This is a genomic window from Streptomyces broussonetiae, from assembly GCF_009796285.1.
In the GTDB taxonomy this organism is placed as follows: domain Bacteria; phylum Actinomycetota; class Actinomycetes; order Streptomycetales; family Streptomycetaceae; genus Streptomyces; species Streptomyces broussonetiae.
In genome coordinates, this window is record NZ_CP047020.1 from 4640881 (window position 1) to 4661761 (window position 20881).

Sequence of the window (20881 nt, forward strand, 5' to 3'; positions counted from 1 at the left end):
TAGCGGCCTTTCCGCTCGTATCCGCCTCCGCCCTGGGCCATCCTCGTATCAGCCCAGGAGCACGCAGAGTAGTGCAACTGTCGCATTCCGTACAGATGTTGAGGAAAGGAGCAAAGTTCATGGGAACGGATCAGGCCACCCCGCTCTACGACCCCGAGGACCTCGGCCGTCCACCCCGGCCCCTGCCCGACTGCGCCACATGCCGGAAGCTCGGGAAGCTGCGCGAGGCGGCACAGGTGGCGTACGACCGCAGTGCCGAGACCGATGCCAACGTGCTGCTCCGGCAGCACCAGCTTCAGGAGCACCGCGCATGAACGGGCTGCCGTACGAGGAGTGCAAGCGGTGGCGGGAAGAGGGGCGGGCGTTACCGGAGGGCGAGACCGTCACACCCGCTTACGCGGTGCCGCCGTTCCACCCCGGCCACCCGCCCCGCACCCGCGTACCGCACCGGCGCACGCGGCGGGTCGACGGAGCCCTCGTCAGCGGCGCGCTCACCGCCCTCTGTGTCGTCACGCTGATCGTCACCGTCGTCGTCGCGGCTACGCTTCCGGCATGACCAAGAAGCTCGTGATCAAGGTGACGGCCGGGGCCGACGCGCCCGAGCGCTGCTCACAGGCCTTCACCGTGGCGGCCGTGGCCGTGGCCAGCGGCGTCGAGGTCTCGCTGTGGCTGACCGGGGAGTCGTCCTGGTTCGCACTGTCGGGGCGGGCGGCGGAGTTCGAGCTGCCGCACGCCGCCCCGCTGCCGGATCTGATCGAATCGATCCTCGCGGCGGGCCGCATCACACTGTGCACGCAGTGCGCGGCCCGCCGGGAGATCACCGAGAAGGACGTCATCGAGGGCGTGCGGATCGCGGGCGCCCAGGTCTTCGTCCAGGAGGCCCTGGCGGACGACACCCAGGCCCTCGTCTACTGAATCCGGTGGTTCCGGTGAATCCGGTGGTTCCGGCCGGCGCTCACTGGCCCATGACGTACTTCACCGTCGGGCCCGTGGTCCAGCCGCCGTCGACGGCCAGTTCGGCGCCGGTGACGTACGACGCGGCGTCGGAGAGCAGGAAGGCGACCGCGCCGGCGACCTCGTGGGCCTCGCCGACGCGGCCCATCGGCGCGTTCGGGTAGTTGCCCTCGCCCCTCTCGATGCCCACGGCCGCCGTCATGGGGGTGTACGTCATCCCCGGGTGCACGGAGTTCACGCGGATCCGGGACGTCCCCAGCTCCACCGCGCCGATCTTCGTCAGGCCTCGTACACCCCACTTCGAGGCGCCGTAACCGGCGGTGAGCGCAAGGCCAATGAGGCCGGCGGCGGAGGAGATGTTGACGATCGACCCGCCGCCGTTCTCCTTCTTCACGTTACGCCTAGGTGGCACGTTTTGCCATGACGTCACGATGCGCCAGGGGAAGGGTTCATGCGGGGGTGGTGGAAGGTGCGGAAGGAAGGAAGAGGGAAGGAAGGAAGGAAGAGGGAGGGAAGGAGGGAGGGAGCGGTCTAGCGGGGCGGGCGCTTCTTGCCGTCCAGCTCGTCCCACCACTCGTCGGACTGCGGATCACCGGACGGGTCGTCCCACCAGCGGTCCTCCGGCCCCCGGCGGTTGGCAACCATCGCGGCGACGGGCGGGATGACCATGGCGACCACGCACAGGCCGACCGCCGCGGGCACCGACCAGATGCGCACGACTCCCCAGGCCAGGACGAAGAGCCCGATACAGGTCCCCATCATGGCGAAGTAGATGTGACGCCGCCGCGCGTACATAGCTCCAGGGTAGGGCGCGAGGCGGCGTCCGCCCCCCTGTCCGCACGGGGCGCACGCGGCTGCCCCCGGGCCCTGTCACAAGTGATCTACAAACACCCGTCGAGCCCGCCCGCAGGGTTACCGTGGCGTACGCCGTCCGTACCGCACGGCCCCAGAACGCCGCCGACCCGGGGGGAATCACCACATGCGCGCCCTGCGAATAATCCTGATCCTCGTCGTGATCCTGGGCGGACTGTTCGTGATCGCGGACCGGATCGCGGTGCACTTCGCCGAGGGGGAGGCCGCCGACAAGCTCAAGTCGACTCAGAACCTGGCCGCGACGCCGGACGTCAGCATCAACGGGTTCCCGTTCCTCACCCAGCTCGCCGGCGGCTCGCTGGACGACGTCGAGGTCGGGATCAAGAACTACCAGGCCGCCACCGGGACCGGCGGCCAGACCATCCGCATCGACGACCTCAAGGCCGACATGAAGGGCGTCTCCTTCTCCGGCGACTACAGCTCCGCCACCGCGGACACCGCCACCGGCACCGCGACCGTCTCCTACGCCGAGCTGCTCAGGACCGCCAAGTCCGAGCCGACCGACGTGGCCCCGGGGATCAAGGCCCATGTCGTGGGACTGTCCGACGGCGGCAACGGCAAGATCAAGGTCGCGGTCCGGGTGACGGGCACGTTCCTGTCCATCCCGGTCGACCAGACCATGTCCGTGCTCAGCACCGTCTCCGTCGTGAACGACAAGGTCGAGGTCCACGCCGACTCGCTGCCCAGGCTGGCCGCCGTCTCCCTCGCCGAGAACCGCGTCCGCGAGATCACCGACTTCCAGCAGGCCATCGACCAGTTGCCCGGCGGCATCAAGCTGGACAAGGTGGAGGCCGCGCAGGATGGTGTGGAGATCCACGTGAAGGGTTCGGACGTCAAGCTGGCGGGGTAGGGGCCACCCGCGGTGGACGCGCCCTGTCCGACAGGCGAGACAGGCATGTCCGCACCGTAGATGCCCTCACCCGCGCGTGTGCCCCACGGCGGTGGGGCACACGCCCGGACGGGTTCCTGGTCTCGACATGCGGACGATCGTGTCTCGTCATATGACACACCGGTGACACGCCCGCCCGGACGTCCCTACGATCGGGGCCATGAGGCGACAGGCGGATCTCACGAAGCGGCGGGCAGTGGACCTGTGCCGCGTTGCCGCCATGCTCTGTCGCCCTTTCTGAGTGGAAGTCGCCCACTTCCGCATCCCTCAGCCGCCCTGCTGGTAAGGGCACCCGTGCGCCGCCCGGACCGTCGAGCACGCACCCCTCACTTCTGCACGCCCCGCCGCGACTGCCCCGGAGGAGAAAGAGCATGAGCCGCAGCGACGTCCTCGTAGACGCCGACTGGGTCCAGGAGCACCTGGACGACACCACCATCGCCCTGGTGGAGGTGGACGAGGACACGTCCGCCTACGAGAAGAACCACATCCGCAACGCGATCCGCATCGACTGGACCAAGGACCTGCAGGACCCGGTCCGTCGCGACTTCATCGACCAGGCCGGCTTCGAGAAGCTGCTGTCCGACAAGGGCATCGCCAACAACCACACGGTGATCCTCTACGGCGGCAACAACAACTGGTTCGCGTCCTACGCGTACTGGTACTTCAAGCTCTACGGCCACGAGAACGTCAAGCTCCTCGACGGCGGCCGCAAGAAGTGGGAGCTGGACGCCCGCGAGCTGGTCGCCGGCGACGAGGTCCCCGAGCGCGCCAAGACGGACTACAAGGCCAAGCCGCAGGACACCTCGATCCGCGCCTTCCGTGACGACGTCGTCGCCGCGATCGGCTCGCAGAACCTGGTCGACGTGCGTTCGCCCGACGAGTTCTCCGGCAAGCTGCTCGCCCCGGCGCACCTGCCGCAGGAGCAGTCGCAGCGCCCGGGTCACGTGCCGAGCGCCAAGAACATCCCGTGGTCGAAGAACGCCAACGACGACGGCACGTTCAAGTCGGACGAGGACCTCAAGGCCCTCTACGCCGAGGAGAGCGTGGACCTCGCCAAGGACACGATCGCCTACTGCCGCATCGGTGAGCGCTCGGCCCTGACCTGGTTCGTACTGCACGAGCTGCTCGGTGTGCAGAACGTCAAGAACTACGACGGCTCCTGGACCGAGTACGGCTCTCTCGTCGGCGTGCCGATCGAACTCGGCGCCGGCAAGTAGACCAACGCCCTTTACCCCTCAAGGAGTTCAACATGTGCGGTGCGAAGGCCGGTGGCCCGGACGCCTCGACGATCAAGCCCGGTGAGACCACGATCCAGGGTCAGGTGACCCGCGACGGCGAGCCGGTGACGGGCTACGTCCGTCTGCTGGACTCGACCGGCGAGTTCACGGCCGAGGTGCCGACCTCGGCGACCGGTCAGTTCCGGTTCTACGCGGCCGAGGGCACATGGACCGTGCGCGCGCTGGTGCCGGGCGGTACGGCCGACCGCACGGTTGTCGCCCAGCAGGGCGGGCTGGCCGAGGTCGCCATCGCGATCTGAGCGGGACGAGGGCTCAGTGACGGCTGAGTGACGGGCCTGAGGGCCGTACCCCTGGGTTGGACGCCATGGGGGTACGGCCCTCAGGTCCGACTGCCCGCCCTCGTCGTTCACGGGGCGGGGCGCCTCAGCCCAGCGCGCGGCCCAGCGCCCACACCACCGGTGCCGCGGCGGACAGCGGCAGTGCCACGCCGGCCGTGAAGTGCACGAAGCGGGACGGGTAGTCGTAGCTCGCCGCCCGGTGGCCGATCAGGGCGCAGGCTCCCGCCGCCGCACCCAGGGCGGCACCCTTGGTGCCGAAGCCCGTCATTCCCCCGAGCGCGATCCCCGCGCCGGCCGCGGCCAGCAGCGAGACCACGAACGAGGCCGCGGTCGGCAGGGGCAGGGCCCGGGCCAGGACGGCGACCGCGACGGCCGCCGCGCCCACCGAGACCGCGTGCGGGTCGGCGCCCAGATACCCGGTGGCCAGGACCGACAGCGCCGTCGAGACCACCGTCGCCATCAGGCCGTACATCCGCTCGTCCGGCGAGGCGTGCGAGCGCAGTTGGAGAACGAGGGACAGCAGGACCCAGACGCCCAGCGGGCCGAGGATCGCGGCCGGGGCGTGTTCACGGCCCGCGACCAGGACCGCCGCGTCGGCGGTCAGCCCGCCCGCGAAGGCCAGCGCGATGCCCTGCCGGGCGGGCCACATGCCGTTCAGCCGGAACCAGCCCGCTGCCGTCACCGCCTGCAGCACCACCAGCGGGACGACCAGCGCGTACGAGGCGACCGGTGCCGTCGCGGCCAGCAGCAGACCGAGCAGCGCGGTCAGCAGCGCCGGCTGCATCCCGGGCTCGATGATCGGCGAACGGCCCTCCAGGCGCGCCCGCTGGGCGTCCGTGATCCGGGCGTTGCCTGCGACCGTGGCGGGGCCGTACTCCGGACCGGCCTCCTGCGGCGCCCCCGGCTGCGGCCCCTGCGCTGCCTCCGGTGCCGGCGCCGGTTGACGTTGCGGCTGGGGCTGTTGCTGCGGCTGGGGCTGCGGCTGCGGCTGCGGCTGCGCGTACGGGCCCGCGTACTGCTGCTGGGGCTGCTGATACTGCTGCTGGTACTGCCCCTCGTATGTCTGCGGCGGCAGATACGCCGTCTCCTCCGCCGGCTGCACCGGCGGCTGCATCGGCGCGTGGGTCTGCGTCTCCCACGTCTGGCCCTGCCAGTGCTGGGTCAGCTGGGGGTCGTAGCCGGACTGCTGCCCGGACTGCTGCCCGGACTGCTGCCCGTACTGCTGGTCGTACTGTCCTTGCTGCCCGTGCTGCTCGTACCCGGGCCATTGCTGCTGTTGGTGCTGCTGGTGCTGTTGCTGCTGGTGCTGCTGGTGCTGCTGCTGATACGGGTCGTAACCCTCGTACGGCGGTCTGCCCTGCTGATACGGCTGGTCGCTCATCGCGCCTCATCCTCCTGCGAACGGCGGGAGCACCTCGACCGTGCCGCCCTCGGCCAGCCGTACCGTCTCATGCGCGCGGGTCCCGACGGGGTCACCGTCTATGAGGAAGGAGCATCGCTGCAGCACGCGCGTGAGTTCACCGGGGTGTCGCACGCGCACGGCTGCCAGCGCGTCGGCCAGTGTGTCCGCGTCGTACGGCTCCTCGGCGACACCGGACGCGGCCTTGGCTGCGGCCCAGTAGCGCACCGTGACCTTGGGCATCTCGTTCCTCAATCGACGGCAAGGAAAATTCAAAGACAGGAGACAGATGGTGTCAGGCTAGCCCGCCGCGCCGACAGCCCAGTCCGCGATCCGGGCGAGCAGCACGTCGTCCGCCGCGTGCTCGGCGTGGCCCATGCCCGGCTCCACCCAGAGTTCCCCGTGGTCACCGGCCGCCTCGGCGAGCATCCGGGGGTGGTCGAGGGGGAAGTAGCCGTCCCGGTCGCCGTGCACGATCAGCAGCGGTGTCGGGGCGATCTTCGGGACCGCCCCCGCCGGGGAGAGCGGGACCGGGTTCCAGTCGCGGTGGTGGATGCGGGTGCGCAGGCCGTAGCGGCCGACCAGGCGGCCCTCGGGGCGGGTGACCAGCCAGTGCAGCCGGCGCATGGGGGCCGTGCCCCGGTAGTACCAGCGGGCGGGGGCACTGACCGAGACCACCGCGTCGGCCGTACCGGGGTGCAGGGCCGCGTGCCGCAGGACGACCGAGCCGCCCATGGAGAAACCGACGGTCGCCACGCGCGCGTGCCCGAGCCCACGGGCCCACTCCACGGCGGCGGCGAGGTCCAGTACCTCCTTGTCGCCGACCGTGGAGCGGCCGCCGGAGCGCCCGTGGCCGCGGAAGGAGAAGGTGACGACCGCGCCGTAACGGGCGAGCACGCCCGCCACTCTTCGCACATGCGGCCGGTCCACGTCCCCGGTGAATCCGTGGGCGACGACGAACACCAGGTCACAGGGGGCCGAACGGTGGGTGTCCGGCGCGGTTTCGTATACAACGGTTCCCGGTTCGTATACGGAATCGACCGGAACCCCGTCGGCAGTGCGCAAGAACGTCCGGATAGGGCCCTGTCTGTGCGTCTCGGGATTCGGACGAACGGTGGAATGCTCCACTTGACCTGCCGAACGGTTCCTCATGTGGGCTATTCTGCTGGGCAGAGGACTCGGGCAGCGCAGCCCCCGGGTCCTTTTGTGCTTTCGGACGCGTTGTATACGAAGTGGGAAACCTCAGGTGACCGCGGGTGTGTACGGGGCCTTCGGGATCGCAGAGCAGTGCCCGTCCGCACAGGCTCGCAGGGACCGAGGAGGAACCAGACGTATGAGTTCTCTGCTGCTCCTGACCAACGCCCTCCAGCCCTCGACGGAGGTGCTCCCCGCCCTCGGCCTGCTGCTGCACAACGTGCGGGTCGCTCCGGCGGAGGGCCCCGCCCTGGTCGACACCCCGGGCGCCGACGTCATCCTCGTCGACGGCCGCCGTGACCTGCCGCAGGTGCGCAGCCTGTGCCAGCTGCTGCGCTCCACCGGCCCCGGCTGTCCGCTGCTCCTCGTCGTCACCGAGGGCGGTCTCGCCGCCGTCACCGCCGACTGGGGCATCGACGACGTCCTCCTCGACACCGCCGGTCCCGCGGAGGTGGAGGCACGCCTGCGGCTGGCCATGGGGCGCCAGCAGATCGTCAACGACGACTCCCCGATGGAGATCCGCAACGGCGATCTGTCGGTGGACGAGGCCACCTACTCCGCCAAGCTCAAGGGGCGGGTGCTCGACCTCACCTTCAAGGAGTTCGAGCTGCTCAAGTACCTCGCCCAGCACCCGGGCCGCGTCTTCACCCGCGCCCAGCTGCTGCAGGAGGTCTGGGGCTACGACTACTTCGGCGGCACCCGGACCGTCGATGTGCACGTACGACGACTGCGGGCCAAGCTCGGCCCGGAGCACGAGTCGCTGATCGGCACCGTACGGAACGTCGGTTATCGATTCGTGACCCCCGAGAAGGCCGACCGCGGCGCCGAGCGGGCCGCTGAGGGAGCCAAGGCCAAGGCCGAGCAGGCAAAGACTGAGGAAGCGGACACATCGGCCGCCCGGGACGGTGCCGACGTCCACGCCGACGCCTAGCGGCGCATGGATTTCCGCTCCGCCGCATAACGGAGGAATAACGGAATCACGGTCGCGGTGCGGCGGCCACCGGGCGCGGGTCCTGCCCGCGCACATCCGAGCCGCGATATGCCCTGCCCAGAGCGGGTCCATCCGCGTAGACTCCGCGCGTGGCCAAGGTGACTCGGGATGACGTGGCACGGCTGGCTGGAACCTCCACCGCCGTCGTCAGTTATGTCATCAACAACGGACCCCGGCCGGTCGCCCCGGCCACGCGCGAGCGTGTCCTCGCCGCGATCAAGGAACTGGGGTACCGCCCGGACCGGGTCGCCCAGGCGATGGCCTCGCGGCGCACCGACCTCATAGGCCTGATCATCCCGGACGCCCGCCAGCCGTTCTTCGGCGAGATGGCGCACGCGGTCGAACAGGCCGCCTCCGAGCGCGGAAAGATGGTCCTGGTCGGCAACACCGACTACATCAGCGAACGCGAGGTCCATTACCTGCGCGCCTTCCTCGGCATGCGGGTCTCGGGCCTGATCCTCGTCTCGCACGCCCTGAACGACCTGGCCGCCGCCGAGATCGACGCCTGGGACGCCCGGGTGGTGCTGCTGCACGAGCGCCCCGAGGCCATCGACGACGTCGCCGTGGTCACCGACGACCTGGGCGGTGCCCAGCTCGCCGTGCGCCACCTGCTGGAGCACGGCTACGAGTACGTCGCCTGTATGGGCGGTACGGCCGAGACGCCGGCCGTCGGCGACCCGGTCTCCGACCACGTCGAGGGCTGGAAGCGGGCCATGGCCGAGGCGGGCCTGACCACCGAGGGCCGGCTGTTCGAGGCGCCGTACAACCGCTACGACGCCTACCAGGTCGCCCTGGAGGTCCTGTCCGGGCCGCACCGGCCGCCCGCGATCTTCTGCTCCACCGACGACCAGGCGATCGGTCTGCTGCGGGCCGCGCGCGAGTTGCGCATCGACGTGCCCGGCGAGCTGGCGGTGGCCGGCTTCGACGACATCAAGGAGGCCGCGCTCGCCGACCCGCCGCTGACCACGGTCGCCTCGGACCGCTCGGCGATGGCCCGGGCGGCGGTCGACCTCGTCCTGGACGACGGGCTGCGGGTGGCGGGCTCCCGGCGGGAGCGGCTGAAGACGTTCCCGTCGCGGCTGGTGGTGCGAACCAGCTGCGGTTGTCAGTAGGTTCATGAGGCCCGTCTGAGAGGCCTGCGCGAGCCGCGAGAAGCTTCTTTATATCGGGCAAACGCGGTTCTGCCGGGCTTCTCAGCGGGCACTCAGGAAGCTCTCACGTTCGCGGGGGACTCTCTACTCATGACCGAGAGCCAGGGCAATGAGACGCAGCAGCACTACTACTCCGCTCCTGTGACCCCCGAGTGGCCGCCCCCGCCGCCGTACCAGCCGGTGACGGCCATGGCAGCCCCGGAGCCCGCGCCGCGCAAGAAGCGCGACCGCAGTCCCGTCGCCCTCCTCGCCGCTGTCGCGATCGTCGCGGCGGCCGTCGGCGGCGGTACCGCCTACGCCTTCCAGGAGCTGACCGGCAAGGACACGGTCGCCTCCAGCGGCACGACCACCAACGTGGTGCCCTCCAGCAAGCGCGGCGACGTCGCCGCGATCGCCGCCGCGGTCAGCCCGAGCGTGGTCGAGGTCAACGCCTCCCTCGGCAGCGGTTCCTCCACCGGCTCCGGCGTGATCATCACGTCGGGCGGCGAGATCGTCACCAACAACCACGTCATCGCCGGCGCGCAGTCCATAAAGGTGCGCACCAGCGACGGCAGCAGCTACACCGCCCAGGTCGTCGGCACCGACAGCTCCAAGGACCTCGCACTGATCAAGGTGCAGGGCGCCTCGGGCCTCAAGGCCGCCTCGCTCGGCAACTCCAGCGGCGTCCAGGTCGGTGACTCGGTCGTCGCGATCGGCTCCCCCGAGGGTCTGACCGGCACCGTCACCAGCGGTATCGTCTCCGCGCTCAACCGGGACGTGACCGTCTCCACCGACGAGAGCCAGGGCCAGAACCAGGGCGGCGACGGCAACTGGCCGTTCCAGTTCGGCGGCCGTCAGTTCAACGGCGACACCGGTTCGTCCACGACGACCTACAAGGCCATCCAGACCGACGCGTCGCTCAACCCCGGCAACTCCGGCGGTGCGCTGATCGACGCGAGCGGCAACATCATCGGCATCAACTCCGCGATGTACTCGTCGAGTCAGCAGTCCTCCTCGTCCTCGGACGCGGGCAGCATCGGCCTCGGCTTCGCGATCCCCGTCAACACCGTCAAGTCCGACCTGGCCAAGCTGCGATCGGGCTCCAACGGCTAACCGCTCCACCAGCTCACACCGGCACGTCAGCAGGGAGTACGTCATGATCACGCATGTCTCGCACCAGATCACCGGCCGCGGCCCCGCCGACTTCACCCTGGCGCTGTTCATCGCCCGCGATCTGCACCTGCCGATCCCCAAGCCCCGCGCCCCCGAGGTCGTGACGCCCCCGGTACCCCAGCCCCAGCTGATGGGCCTGCGCACCTCCGCCGTCCGCACCCACCGCCGCAAGGTCCCGCTGAACCGCCTGAGCACGGTCCGCGCCTGAGCACGGCAGGTGTGCGTTTCGGCCCACTGTCCGTGGCAGGCTGAGAGAGAGCCGTACACAGCCCTGCCCCCCCACCCACCGAATCCGAGGAATCGCGAGCGATGAGCCCCGCCGAAGGCGACCGTGACCCCCAGCGCATCCTGATCGTCGACGACGAGCCGGCGGTACGCGAGGCGCTGCAGCGCAGCCTCGCGTTCGACGGGTACGACACGGAGGTGGCCGTCGACGGCGCGGACGCGCTGGAGAAGGCCACCGCCTACAGGCCCGACCTGGTCGTCCTGGACATCCAGATGCCGCGCATGGACGGCCTGACGGCGGCCCGCCGCATCCGCGGCGCCGGCGACACGACCCCGATCCTCATGCTCACGGCCCGGGACACGGTCGGCGACCGGGTGACCGGGCTGGACGCGGGCGCCGACGACTACCTGGTCAAGCCGTTCGAGCTGGACGAGTTGTTCGCCCGGATCCGGGCACTGCTGCGGCGCAGCTCGTACGCCGCCGCCGTGTCGCCCGAGGTCCAGGAGGACGAGGCCCTCACCTTCGGCGACCTGCGCATGGACCTCGCGACCCGCGAGGTCACCCGGGGCGGGCGCCAGGTGGAACTGACCCGCACGGAGTTCACCCTCCTGGAGATGTTCATGGCGCACCCGCGCCAGGTCCTCACCCGTGAGCAGATCCTGAAGGCGGTGTGGGGCTTCGACTTCGAGCCCTCGTCCAACTCCCTCGACGTCTACGTCATGTACCTGCGCCGCAAGACCGAGGCCGGCGGCGAGCCGCGCCTGGTGCACACGGTCCGGGGCGTGGGGTACGTCCTGCGTCAGGGCGGCGCCGAGTGAGGAAGCTGGTCCGCCGGTACCGGTCCCTGCCCATCAGGGCCCGGCTGGCGATGCTGGTCGCGGCGGCGGTGGCGTTCGCGGTGGCGGCGGTCTCGGTGACCTGCTGGTTCATCGTGCAGGGCAAGCTGTACGACCTGGTCGACGAGGATCTGCAGAAGTCGTCGCAGCGTCCCGTGCAGGCCGGGCAGGTGCTCGACCTGCTGACCGCGTGCCCGCAGAAGCCGACGGACTCCACGTACAGCGGCCTGCGGGCCCATGACACCGTCTACTCGCAGCTGGTCAAGGCGGACGGCACGGCCTGTGTCTCGGCGGACTCCACCGGCGTGGTGCGGACCACCGCGGCCGACCGCTCGGTGGTCGGGCGCGACATCGGCCAGGGCGGCATCCTGCGCAACGGCGTCGACAGCGAGGGCAACGACGTGCGGGTGCTCACCATGCCGCTCATCGTGATCACGAACGGTGTGCCCCGGGTGTACCCCGATGCCGCCTGGATGACCGCCGTCCCGCTCAGGAACACCGAGAAGACCCTGAACGAGCTGGCCCTCGTCCTCCTCCTCGTCTCCGGCATAGGAGTACTCGGCGCGGGTGCCGCCGGGCTCGCCGTGGCGCGGGCCGGGCTGCGGCCCGTCGACAAGCTCACCGAGGCGGTGGAGCATGTCGCGCGGACCGAGGACCTGACCATCCGGATCCCGGTGGAGGACGACAGCGAGGACGAGGTGGCCCGTCTGTCCCGGTCCTTCAACTCGATGACCGCCTCGCTGGCCAGCTCCCGTGAGCTGCAGCAGCAGCTGATTGCCGACGCCGGCCATGAACTGCGCACGCCCCTGACGTCGTTGCGCACGAACATCGAACTGCTCACCCGCAGCGAGGAGACCGGCCGCCCGATCCCGCCGGCGGACCGCAAGGCCCTGCTCGCCTCGGTGAAGGCCCAGATGACCGAACTGGCCTCGCTGATCGGCGACCTGCAGGAGCTGTCCCGCGCGGAGGGCCAGCGCGGTGAGCGGGTCCAGGTGGTGCCGCTGCTGGACACCGTCGAGGCGGCCCTGCGCCGGGCACGGCTGCGCGGGCCGGAGCTGACGATCAAGGCGGACCTGGAGCCCTGGTACGTCCGCACGGAGCCGTCCGCGCTGGAGCGGGCGGTCGTCAACATCCTCGACAACGCGGTGAAGTTCAGCCCCGAGGGCGGCACGGTCGAGGTACGGCTGACCGACGGCGTGCTGACCGTCCGCGACCACGGCCCCGGCATCCTCGAGGACGAACTCCCGTACGTCTTCGACCGCTTCTGGCGCTCCCCCAGCGCCCGCGCCCTGCCCGGCTCGGGCCTCGGCCTGTCCATCGTGGCCCGCACGGTCCAGCAGGCGGGCGGCGAGGTCACCCTGACCCGCGCGGAGGGCGGCGGCACGGTGGCGACGGTACGACTGCCCGGGGCGCCCATGCCTCCGCCGGGCACGACGACAGCCTGAACACCCCGGCCGGGGTCGATCCGGCTCCGGCCGGCTGCGCAGGCGCCGACGCCGACGCCACCCAGCAGCGGCTGCCGGCCGCGAACCGGCCCACCCCCGGCCACCTCGACACGGGCAAGGCGCTCCGGCACCGGGGTGACCAGCGCCCGGTGGCCCGTCCCGGCGTGATCGAGGGCGCCCCGACGGTGAGCGGGCGGCCGGGCAGGCCGCGATCGGCTCACCGTCCGGCGGCTTGCCGGCCCGACCGACCTCACCATGAGCCACCGCCCCGCGCCGCGCCCGCCCCGAGGCCGGCCGGCACGGCTTCACCGACACCTCGGGGGAGGACGACGGCGCCACCGCGGACGTCGCCCTCCACCTCACCGCCGTCGGCGCCTGCGGGCACGATCACGCGACCGCCTCCGGCAGCGGCGCCGCCAGCCGGGCGTACGCGCCGCCCCTGCCCACGAGTTCCGCGTGCGCTCCCGTCTCCACGAGCCGGCCGCGGTCGACGACCAGGATCCGGTCGGCGTCGGGCGCGAGGGACAGGTCGTGGGTGATCATGATCGCCGTACGGTCGGGCATCAGACGGCGCAGCGGCTGGACCCACCTGGCGGACGGCGCGCGTCCAGTCCGGAGGTCGGCTCGTCCAGGACGAGGACCGGGGACGGGCGCAGCATCGCGCGGGCGATGGCGATGCGCTGCAGCCGGCCGCCCCAGAGGGCTGCGGTGCCGGGGGCGATGTGCGTGTCGTAGCCGTCGGGCAGGGCGGTGACGAAGTCGTGCGCCGCCGCGTCCCGGGCCGCCCGCTCGATCTCGGCGTCCGTCGCGCCGGGGTGGCCGCAGGCGATGTTCTCGTGGATGGTGCCGTTGAGGATCAGGGTCTGCTGCGGCAGCAGGGCGATCTGCTCGCGCAGGAAGCGCAGGGGCACATCCGTGAGAGGGACGCCGTCCAGGGTGATCGTGCCGGCCGAGGGGTCGTAGCGGCGGGTGAGGAGCGCGGCGAGAGTGGACGTGCCGGCGCCACTCGGACCGGTGACGATCACCAACTCACCTGGCTGTGCGGCGAGTTCGACGCAGCGGGATCGCGGCGGTCTCGGCGAGCGCGACCACGACCACGACCACGACCACGACCACGCAGCCGATGATCGCGCCGAGCCACCCGCGGTCCCCGCGGGTCAGCGGCCAGAACCGGCTGAAGGCCTCCCGGGCTTCCCTCAGCATCGACGACTCCTTTCCACAGCGGTGGACACGGGCCGAGGTCCACCGTTCGTGGACACGGCCGAGGCGGGGCCACCGGTGCGACCTCGTCATGACCGGTGACCCCGCCTCACGACGGATCGACTCGGCGCCCGTTGTCCCGGCGCCCGTCGTCTCGGCGCTTGTCGTCTCGGCGCTTGTCGTCTCAGTGCTTGTCGTCTCAGTGCTTGTCGCCGACCGGGCGGCGGCGCGGCGCGGGCTTCTTCGGCGCCGGCTTCCTCGGCTCCGGGCCGGGCTTGCAGTGCTTCTTGACGGGGGCGAGCCTGCGGAAAGACATGGAATTCCCCTCCCAGATTCTTGGTTGATTCCCAGCCCGCGTTTATCGCGTGATGACGGCGACTTACTTGTGGCCGACCGGGCGCTTGGGCTCGTGCTTCTTCGGCTCGCGCTTCCGGTGCTCCGGGGCCGGGGCGGGCTTGCGGGTCTTCTTCACCGGGACGATCTTGTGGAAGCTCATGACGATGACCTCTCTGTTCGGTCTCTCAGGTTCTCTTCTGCACCGTCCGCGTCGTTCACATCGTTCGCTTTCGACACGGAAAACATTACGGCGTCACCGGCCCGGGAAATGCCGAATCCAAGGAGAGGTCGATCAATTACCGCCGTGCCCATTTCGCAGGGAAATCGCGGAACCGAAATACACTTCGCATAGAACTTACCGAGATCAGGGCCAGGCCCCCACCCGCCCCGTACCCTCATACGCATGAGCAGCGACGACACCGCACGAGCCTTCCCAGCCCGCTCCATCGAGACCCGCTCCGCGCTCACCCCGGACCAGGCCGAGGCCGTGCTGGCCCTGCTCGGCGAGGCCGTTCGGGCCGACGGGCAGCAGCCGGTGTCCGAGCAGGGGCGGTTGCAGTTGCGCGGAGGCGCCCGGGAGGGCGTCTCGCATCTGCTGCTGACCGTCGACGGCGAACTCGTGGGCTACGCCCAGCTGGAGGACACCGACCCGGTGGAGGCGCCGGCCGCCGAACTCGTCGTCCACCCCGCGCTCCGCGGGCACGGGCACGGCCGTGCGCTCGGCGCCGCGCTGCTCGCCGCCTCCGGCAAGCGGCTGCGCGTGTGGGCGCACGGCGGGCACCCCGCCGCCCGGCACCTCGCCCAGGTGCTCGGCCTGACCCTGTTCCGTGAACTGCGCCAGATGCGGCGGCCGTTGACCGACCTGGAGCTGCCCGACCCCAAGCTGCCGGAAGGTGTGAACGTACGCGCCTTCGTGCCCGGCAAGGACGACACGGCCTGGCTCACGGTCAACGCGGCGGCCTTCGCCCACCACCCGGAGCAGGGCTCGCTGGGCCAGCGCGACCTGGACGACCGCAAGGCCGAGCCGTGGTTCGACCCGGCCGGGTTCTTCCTCGCCGAGCGGGGCGGCGAGCTGGTCGGCTTCCACTGGACCAAGGTGCACGCCGAGGAGGGACTCGGCGAGGTCTACGTCCTCGGGGTGCGGCCCGGCGAGCAGGGCGGTGGGCTCGGCAAGGCGCTCACCACGATCGGCCTGCGGCACCTGGCCGCGCAGGGCCTGCCGACCGCGATGCTGTACGTCGACGCCGACAACCAGGCGGCGGTGTCGGTGTACGAGCGGCTGGGGTTCACCACATACGAGACGGACCTGATGTACCGCTCCGAGACCTGACATACCCGACCCCGAGGCACACGAGGGGCGGCCGTCTTGACGGCCGCCCCTCTCTTCCACCACCCTTTCACTACTCAATTAGTGAAAGGGTGGTGGACGCGTGGTCGAATACCGCATCGACCGGCACAGCGGGGTGGCCACCTACGTCCAGATCGTGCAGCAGACCAAACAGGCCCTGCGCATGGGCCTGCTCAAGCCGGGAGACCGGCTGCCCACGGCCCGTGAGGTCGTGGAGGTCACCGCGATCAACCCCAACACCGTCCTGAAGGCCTACCGGGAGCTGGAACGGGAGGGACTCGTGGAGGCCCGGCGCGGGCTCGGCACCTTCGTGCGGCGCTCGCTCGGCACCGCCCCGGCCGACTCCCCGCTCCGCACCGAGCTGGAGTCCTGGGCCGCAAGGGCGCGCGCCGCCGGGCTGGACCGGGACGACGTGGCCGCGCTCTTCACCGCCGTACTCGACCGGCACTTCGCCGGACACGACCAGCACATCACCGCAGGCGACACGCACTTCCAGGGAGACCCGTCACGACCGACACGGCACTGAGGGCCGAGGCGGCGGCCGGATCCGGCCGGCCGGGGAGATAGACGACCTGCGCGCCGCCCACCGCCGGATCACCGGCACGGCCCCGGCCGCCGGTCTCGGCGGGCACACCGTGGTCGAGTCCCGGACCGCCGGCCGCCAGCTCACCGTGGCCGCAACGGCGCTGCTCACCGGCGCCACCGTCCTCGCCGTGGCCTTCGGCCGGATCTGGGGCGCCGACCAGGACGTCCTCGTCACCAACTGGAGCTGGGACCGGGTGTTCATCCCGCGCGGCCCGCTGCTGCCGGCACTGACGCTGTTCGCGCTGGCCGCCGGCGCCCTGGCCGGGCTTGCCCTGCGCCGTACGCTGCCTGCGCTGACCGTGGGTCTCGGGGTCACGCTGGTGGTACGGCTGTATCTGCGGGAGCTGTGGAAGCCGCTGCGGGGAGCGCTGCCCGGGTTCTGGGAGCTGCAGCTGGCCGCCACCGCGATGGTGGTCGTTCTCGCAGGTGCCGCTGCCGCCGGTGCCTACGCGGTGCCGCGGCGGCAGGCCGGTTGACTGCCACGACGGGTCCGCCGCACGACTGCGGACCCGTCGTGACTGAGCGCGCAGTTCTGCGCACCCCTTCGGGGCGCTACCCCGCGCTATCCAGCACGTCATGTCTCCGTAACCATTGATTCAGCCAAGCTTGCGACGCTCGGCCAATGAAGCCCGCCGTGCCAGAGCCTTCGCCGCCTCCCGAGGGGACCGCGACGAACGGGGCCTTGACGCTCCCGCCCGCACGTTCCGACGCGCCCGTCACCCCTGTGGCGCGGAAGAATGGGGTCATGAGTCAGCAAGACGCCCAGGCACCGGTCCAGCACCCCCAGCCCCCCGTGGGCTCCCTCGCCGCGCACCGCCCTCACACCGTCGCCGCCACGGTCTCCGACCTGGAGCCCGACATCGACGCTGACCTCGACGCCTACGAGGAGGCACCGGGCGACGGCACCCCCCTGCCCTCGGGCCGCTTCCTCGACCGGGAGCGCAGCTGGCTCGCCTTCAACGAGCGCGTCCTCGAGCTGGCCGAGGACCCGAACACCCCGCTGCTGGAGCGCGCGAACTTCCTCGCGATCTTCGCCAGCAACCTGGACGAGTTCTTCATGGTCCGGGTGGCCGGTCTCAAGCGCCGTATCGCCACCGGCGTGGCCACGCGGTCCGCCTCCGGGCTGCAGCCGCGCGAGGTGCTGGAGATGATCTGGGCCCGCTCGCGCGAGCTGATGGCCCGGCACGCCGCCTGCTACCACGAGGACGTCGCCCCCGCACTCGCCGAGGAGGGCATACACCTCGTCCGCTGGCAGGAGCTGACCGAAAAGGAACAGGCCCGGCTCTTCACGCTCTTCCGGCACCAGATCTTCCCGGTGCTGACCCCGCTGGCCGTCGACCCCGCGCACCCCTTCCCGTACATCTCCGGCCTCTCCCTGAACCTGGCCGTCGTCGTACGCAACCCGGTCAGCGGCCACAAGCACTTCGCGCGCGTGAAGGTGCCGCCGCTGCTGTCCCGCTTCCTGGAGTCCAGCCCCGGCCGGTACGTCCCCATCGAGGACATCATCGCCGCGCACCTGGAAGAGCTGTTCCCGGGCATGGAGGTGCTCGAGCACCACACCTTCCGGCTCACCCGCAACGAGGACCTCGAAGTGGAGGAGGACGACGCCGAGAACCTGCTCCAGGCCCTGGAGAAGGAACTCATGCGGCGCCGCTTCGGACCGCCGGTGCGCCTGGAGGTCGAGGAGTCCATCGACCGCGAGGTGCTCGACCTGCTGGTGCGCGAGCTGAAGATCAGCGAGGCAGAGGTCTACCCGCTGCCCGGTCCACTGGACCTCACGGGCCTGTTCCGCATCCACGGCCTGGACCGCCCGGAGCTGAAGTACCCGAAGTTCGTCGCGGGCACCCACCGTGACCTCGCCGAGGTCGAGTCGGCGTCGGCGCCGGACATCTTCGCCGCCCTGCGCCAGCGGGACGTGCTCCTGCACCACCCGTACGACTCCTTCTCCACCTCCGTGCAGGCCTTCATCGAGCAGGCGGCCGACGACCCGGACGTCCTCGCGATCAAGCAGACCCTGTACCGCACCTCCGGCGACTCCCCGATCGTCAACGCGCTCATCGACGCCGCCGAGGCCGGCAAGCAGGTCCTCGTCCTGGTCGAGATCAAGGCCCGCTTCGACGAGCACGCCAACATCAAGTGGGCGAAGAAGCTGGAGGAGGCCGGCTGCCACGTCGTCTACGGGCTGGTCGGCCTGAAGACGCACTGCAAGCTGTCGCTGGTGGTCCGCCAGGAGGGCGAGACCCTGCGCCGCTACAGCCACGTCGGCACGGGCAACTACCACCCCAAGACGGCCCGTCTGTACGAGGACCTGGGCCTGCTCACCGCCGACCCGCAGGTCGGCGCGGACCTGTCCGACCTGTTCAACCGGCTGTCCGGGTACTCGCGCCGCGAGACCTACCGCCGGCTGCTGGTGGCACCCAAGTCGCTGCGGGACGGCCTGATCGCGCGGATCGACAAGGAGGTCCAGCACCACCGTGCGGGCCGCCCGGCCTTCATCCGCATCAAGGTCAACTCGATGGTCGACGAGGCGGTCATCGACGCCCTCTACCGGGCCTCCCAGGCAGGCGTGCCGGTCGACGTCTGGGTGCGCGGCATCTGCGCGATCCGCCCTGGTGTCCCGGGCCTGTCGGAGAACATACGGGTGCGCTCCATACTCGGCCGGTTCCTCGAACACTCGCGGGTGTTCATCTTCGGCAACGGCGGGGAGCCCGAGGTGTGGATCGGCAGCGCCGACATGATGCACCGCAACCTCGACCGCCGGATAGAGGCCCTGGTCCGCGTCGTGGACCCGGCCCACCGGGCGGCCCTGAACCGGCTGCTCGACACCGGCATGTCCGACACGACGGCCTCCTGGCACCTCGGCCCCGACGGCGAGTGGACCCGGCATGCGACCGACGCGGACGGACAGCCCCTGCGCAACGTCCAGGAGATGCTCATAGACGCCCGGAGGCGCCGGCGTGGCACAGCAACACCTTGACCCGACGGACCCCACGGCCGGCGTGGCGACGGGGGACGCCCTCGCGGCGTATCTGCGCGCCCAGGCCACGGAGTTCCTCCGCGCGCTGCGCCTGCACCGGGAGACCGGGGGCAGCCAGGCGAGCGGCGCGGAGGAGTCCGTCGACGCGGCGCGCCTGCTGCGCCGCTCGGCCCGCCGCATCAGCGGCAGCCTGCACACCTTCCGCCCCCTCCTCGACTCTGACTGGTCCGAGGCAATGCGCCCCGAACTGGCCTGGCTGTCCGGCACGTTGGGCCTCGAGCACGCCTACGAGGCCCGCCTGGAAAGGCTGTTGCTGGCACTGCACCGGCTGTCGGGGGCGGCGACGCTCCCCGCGCAGGCGGTGGACGCCGCCCTGGCCGCCGTGCCCGGCGGCACAAGCGGCCCGGCGCCCGCCTCGGAACGCGGCAACCTGACGGTGGGCGCGGCCAAAGCGGGCGCGCTGCTGGAGCGCCAGCTCACCCTCGCCCGGACGCGAGCCCACTCCACCGCCCTGCAGGCGCTGGGGTCGAGCCGTTTCCACGCGGTCGCGGACAAGGTCGCCGTGCTGGCCAGCGAAGTGCCTCTCACCCTCACCGCCCCCACCACCGACCTGCGTCCCCTGGCAGCCGCTGCGGAGGAACGGCTGACAGACGCGATCGCAGCGCTCCCCCTGGTCACCGCGGGCCACCCGTACAACGCGGAGGCCCTGGTCCACGGACTGTCCCCGGATCCGTCCCCGCACCCCCAGGACGGCCCCTGGCACCAGGTCCGGCTGCTGCTGCGCCTGCACCGCTACGCCTGCGAGGTGCTGCACGGCGGAGGCCCGGTGGTGGACGTCCGGCTGCTGGCGGCGGGGCAGGCACTCAACCGGCACCGGGACGCCTCGGAGGCCGCCGCCGCGGCCGCGCAGGCGGCCCGCACCCCGCGCATCGCGCCGGCGACGGCCTATGCGCTCGGGGTGCTCCACGCCGACCAGCGGCACGAGGTGGAGGCGGCCAGGTTCGCGTTCCAGCAGGCCTGGCAGAAGCAGATCATCAGCGCACCCTGAAGCCCCGCGCCGGGCTTCCCCGAGGAGGCGGTGTGAACGACACCTTGGTCCAGGCGGCCGGCTGCGTGCTGTGGCGCCGTTCCCCGGTCGCCGGGGACCTGGAGATCTGCCTGGTCCACCGGCCCAAGTACGACGACTGGTCCCACCCCAAGGGCAAGCTCAAGCGGGGTGAGGACCCGCTCGTCGGTGCCCTGCGCGAGGTCGCGGAGGAGACCGGGTACACGGCCGAGCCCGGCGCCGAGCTGCCGACGGTGCGTTACCTGGCCAACGGCCGCCCCAAGCAGGTGCGTTACTGGGCGGCCCGGGCGGTGTCCGGCCGCTTCACGCCGAACGACGAGGTGGACCGCATCCTGTGGCTCTCCCCCGCCGCCGCGCGCAGCCGCCTCACCCAGCCCCGCGACCGGGACCTGGTGGAAGACGCCCTTCACGCACTGGCGGTGTGAGCCTCCGCGTCCGTACGGGCCTGGCTGCGGGCCCGCCGGGCCGGACCTCTCCAGCCGCAGGTACAGCGGGCCGTACAGAACGGGCCCTTCTCCGTCGTCGAGGTGAGGTGCTCCTGCTGCTGCCGTACCCGCTCCGGCCCGTCCTGCTGCGCCACACCGCACCACGGTACTCCTGCGCCTTCCCTGCGCCCTCCCTCCGCCTTCCTTACGCCTCCCGTGCACCCGCCCCGACGCGTGACGGTGCTCCCTACCCGTCGT

At 71.2% G+C, this 20881-nt stretch carries 25 protein-coding genes and 2 pseudogenes; 19 read left to right on the forward strand and 8 right to left on the reverse strand.

Features of this window, described 5'->3' with window-relative positions; translation table 11 throughout:
- The first annotated feature begins 119 nt into the window (after positions 1-119).
- Genes GQF42_RS21485 through GQF42_RS21495 form a run of 3 tightly spaced genes read left to right on the forward strand, consistent with a single transcriptional unit; the run spans position 120 to position 915 of the window.
- Positions 120-314 carry a hypothetical protein gene (locus GQF42_RS21485; RefSeq protein WP_158922313.1) on the forward strand — a complete coding sequence of 65 codons (195 nt, stop codon included), beginning with the start codon at positions 120-122 and terminating at the stop codon, positions 312-314.
- Positions 311-556 (forward strand): hypothetical protein, encoded by a 246-nt coding sequence (locus GQF42_RS21490; RefSeq protein ID WP_199272747.1) that lies wholly within the window; start codon positions 311-313, stop codon positions 554-556. The genes GQF42_RS21485 and GQF42_RS21490 overlap by 4 nt, the downstream gene beginning before the upstream one ends.
- The gene (locus GQF42_RS21495; protein ID WP_158922315.1) at positions 553-915 is read left to right on the forward strand and encodes a DsrE family protein; all 363 of its coding nucleotides are present in this window, start codon (positions 553-555) and stop codon (positions 913-915) included. Before GQF42_RS21490 ends, GQF42_RS21495 begins: the two co-directional genes overlap by 4 nt.
- Before the next feature lie 40 nt (positions 916-955).
- On the opposite strand, the pseudogene GQF42_RS21500 reads toward GQF42_RS21495, so the two are convergent.
- Positions 956-1342 (reverse strand): annotated as a pseudogene (locus GQF42_RS21500) (SDR family oxidoreductase); the annotation flags it as partial.
- A gap of 143 nt (positions 1343-1485) precedes the next feature.
- Entirely contained in the window at positions 1486-1749 is a 264-nt protein-coding gene (locus tag GQF42_RS21505) for a DUF3099 domain-containing protein (protein WP_158922317.1), read from the reverse strand.
- Between the two features lie 184 nt (positions 1750-1933).
- On the opposite strand from GQF42_RS21505, the gene GQF42_RS21510 reads away from it, so the two are divergent.
- From GQF42_RS21510 to GQF42_RS21520, 4 genes are all read left to right on the forward strand, one after another.
- Entirely contained in the window at positions 1934-2677 is a 744-nt protein-coding gene (locus tag GQF42_RS21510) for an LmeA family phospholipid-binding protein (protein WP_158922320.1), read from the forward strand.
- A gap of 199 nt (positions 2678-2876) precedes the next feature.
- Positions 2877-2957, forward strand: a complete 81-nt coding sequence (locus tag GQF42_RS47715; protein ID WP_351055874.1) for an Ms5788A family Cys-rich leader peptide — start codon at positions 2877-2879, stop codon at positions 2955-2957.
- 130 nt (positions 2958-3087) lie between these two features.
- Positions 3088-3933, forward strand: coding sequence for a sulfurtransferase (locus tag GQF42_RS21515; RefSeq protein WP_158922322.1), 846 nt, complete (start codon positions 3088-3090; stop codon positions 3931-3933).
- 32 nt (positions 3934-3965) lie between these two features.
- A complete protein-coding gene (locus tag GQF42_RS21520) occupies positions 3966-4253 on the forward strand; it encodes a DUF1416 domain-containing protein (protein ID WP_067049055.1) in 288 nt (95 codons plus the stop codon).
- Between the two features lie 124 nt (positions 4254-4377).
- On the opposite strand, the gene GQF42_RS21525 is transcribed toward GQF42_RS21520, so the two are convergent.
- Genes GQF42_RS21525 through GQF42_RS21535 form a run of 3 tightly spaced genes read right to left on the reverse strand, consistent with a single transcriptional unit; the run spans position 4378 to position 6843 of the window.
- Positions 4378-5673, reverse strand: a complete 1296-nt coding sequence (locus GQF42_RS21525) for a hypothetical protein (RefSeq protein ID WP_158922324.1) — start codon at positions 5671-5673, stop codon at positions 4378-4380.
- 6 nt (positions 5674-5679) lie between these two features.
- Complete coding sequence (locus tag GQF42_RS21530) at positions 5680-5934, reverse strand: MoaD/ThiS family protein (protein ID WP_053658162.1); 255 nt, start codon at positions 5932-5934, stop codon at positions 5680-5682.
- 57 nt (positions 5935-5991) lie between these two features.
- Complete coding sequence (locus GQF42_RS21535) at positions 5992-6843, reverse strand: alpha/beta hydrolase family protein (protein WP_158922326.1); 852 nt, start codon at positions 6841-6843, stop codon at positions 5992-5994.
- A gap of 181 nt (positions 6844-7024) precedes the next feature.
- Between GQF42_RS21535 and GQF42_RS21540 the strand changes: the two genes are divergently transcribed.
- The 6 genes from GQF42_RS21540 (at position 7025) to GQF42_RS21565 (ending at position 12686) form a co-directional block, all read left to right on the forward strand.
- The gene (locus GQF42_RS21540) at positions 7025-7816 is read left to right on the forward strand and encodes a winged helix-turn-helix transcriptional regulator (RefSeq protein WP_158922328.1); all 792 of its coding nucleotides are present in this window, start codon (positions 7025-7027) and stop codon (positions 7814-7816) included.
- Positions 7817-7965: 149 nt separating this feature from the next.
- Positions 7966-8988 (forward strand): LacI family DNA-binding transcriptional regulator, encoded by a 1023-nt coding sequence (locus GQF42_RS21545; RefSeq protein ID WP_158922329.1) that lies wholly within the window; start codon positions 7966-7968, stop codon positions 8986-8988.
- Positions 8989-9117: 129 nt separating this feature from the next.
- Positions 9118-10119, forward strand: a complete 1002-nt coding sequence (locus GQF42_RS21550) for a S1C family serine protease (protein ID WP_158922331.1) — start codon at positions 9118-9120, stop codon at positions 10117-10119.
- Positions 10120-10162: 43 nt separating this feature from the next.
- Positions 10163-10387, forward strand: coding sequence for a hypothetical protein (locus tag GQF42_RS21555; RefSeq protein WP_158922334.1), 225 nt, complete (start codon positions 10163-10165; stop codon positions 10385-10387).
- A 101-nt stretch (positions 10388-10488) separates the two neighbouring features.
- A complete protein-coding gene (locus GQF42_RS21560; protein WP_158922336.1) occupies positions 10489-11223 on the forward strand; it encodes a response regulator transcription factor in 735 nt (244 codons plus the stop codon).
- 50 nt (positions 11224-11273) lie between these two features.
- The gene (locus GQF42_RS21565) at positions 11274-12686 is read left to right on the forward strand and encodes a sensor histidine kinase (protein ID WP_375992746.1); all 1413 of its coding nucleotides are present in this window, start codon (positions 11274-11276) and stop codon (positions 12684-12686) included.
- Positions 12687-13073: 387 nt separating this feature from the next.
- On the opposite strand, the pseudogene GQF42_RS21570 reads toward GQF42_RS21565, so the two are convergent.
- A pseudogene (locus GQF42_RS21570) lies at positions 13074-13741 on the reverse strand (ATP-binding cassette domain-containing protein); the annotation flags it as partial.
- Positions 13716-13889: a hypothetical protein gene (locus GQF42_RS21575; protein ID WP_158922339.1), complete on the reverse strand. Its 174-nt coding sequence runs from the start codon at positions 13887-13889 to the stop codon at positions 13716-13718. The gene GQF42_RS21575 and the pseudogene GQF42_RS21570, both read right to left, overlap by 26 nt.
- Before the next feature lie 736 nt (positions 13890-14625).
- On the opposite strand from GQF42_RS21575, the gene mshD reads away from it, so the two are divergent.
- The 6 genes from mshD to GQF42_RS21605 all read left to right on the forward strand — a co-directional run bounded on the left by mshD (position 14626) and on the right by GQF42_RS21605 (position 20623).
- Complete coding sequence (gene mshD, locus GQF42_RS21580; RefSeq protein WP_158922340.1) at positions 14626-15552, forward strand: mycothiol synthase; 927 nt, start codon at positions 14626-14628, stop codon at positions 15550-15552.
- A gap of 100 nt (positions 15553-15652) precedes the next feature.
- The gene (locus GQF42_RS21585) at positions 15653-16096 is read left to right on the forward strand and encodes a GntR family transcriptional regulator (protein ID WP_158922342.1); all 444 of its coding nucleotides are present in this window, start codon (positions 15653-15655) and stop codon (positions 16094-16096) included.
- A gap of 109 nt (positions 16097-16205) precedes the next feature.
- On the forward strand, positions 16206-16631 hold the full coding sequence (locus GQF42_RS47720; RefSeq protein ID WP_199272748.1) for a hypothetical protein: 426 nt from the start codon (positions 16206-16208) through the stop codon (positions 16629-16631).
- A gap of 146 nt (positions 16632-16777) precedes the next feature.
- Positions 16778-19132, forward strand: coding sequence for an RNA degradosome polyphosphate kinase (locus GQF42_RS21595; RefSeq protein ID WP_158922344.1), 2355 nt, complete (start codon positions 16778-16780; stop codon positions 19130-19132).
- Positions 19113-20180, forward strand: coding sequence for a CHAD domain-containing protein (locus GQF42_RS21600; protein WP_158922346.1), 1068 nt, complete (start codon positions 19113-19115; stop codon positions 20178-20180). The genes GQF42_RS21595 and GQF42_RS21600 overlap by 20 nt, the downstream gene beginning before the upstream one ends.
- 32 nt (positions 20181-20212) lie before the next feature.
- Positions 20213-20623: an NUDIX hydrolase gene (locus GQF42_RS21605; protein ID WP_158922348.1), complete on the forward strand. Its 411-nt coding sequence runs from the start codon at positions 20213-20215 to the stop codon at positions 20621-20623.
- On the opposite strand, the gene GQF42_RS44990 is transcribed toward GQF42_RS21605, so the two are convergent.
- Positions 20605-20778: a hypothetical protein gene (locus GQF42_RS44990; protein ID WP_199272749.1), complete on the reverse strand. Its 174-nt coding sequence runs from the start codon at positions 20776-20778 to the stop codon at positions 20605-20607. The genes GQF42_RS21605 and GQF42_RS44990 overlap by 19 nt on opposite strands.
- Positions 20779-20881: the final 103 nt, after the last annotated feature.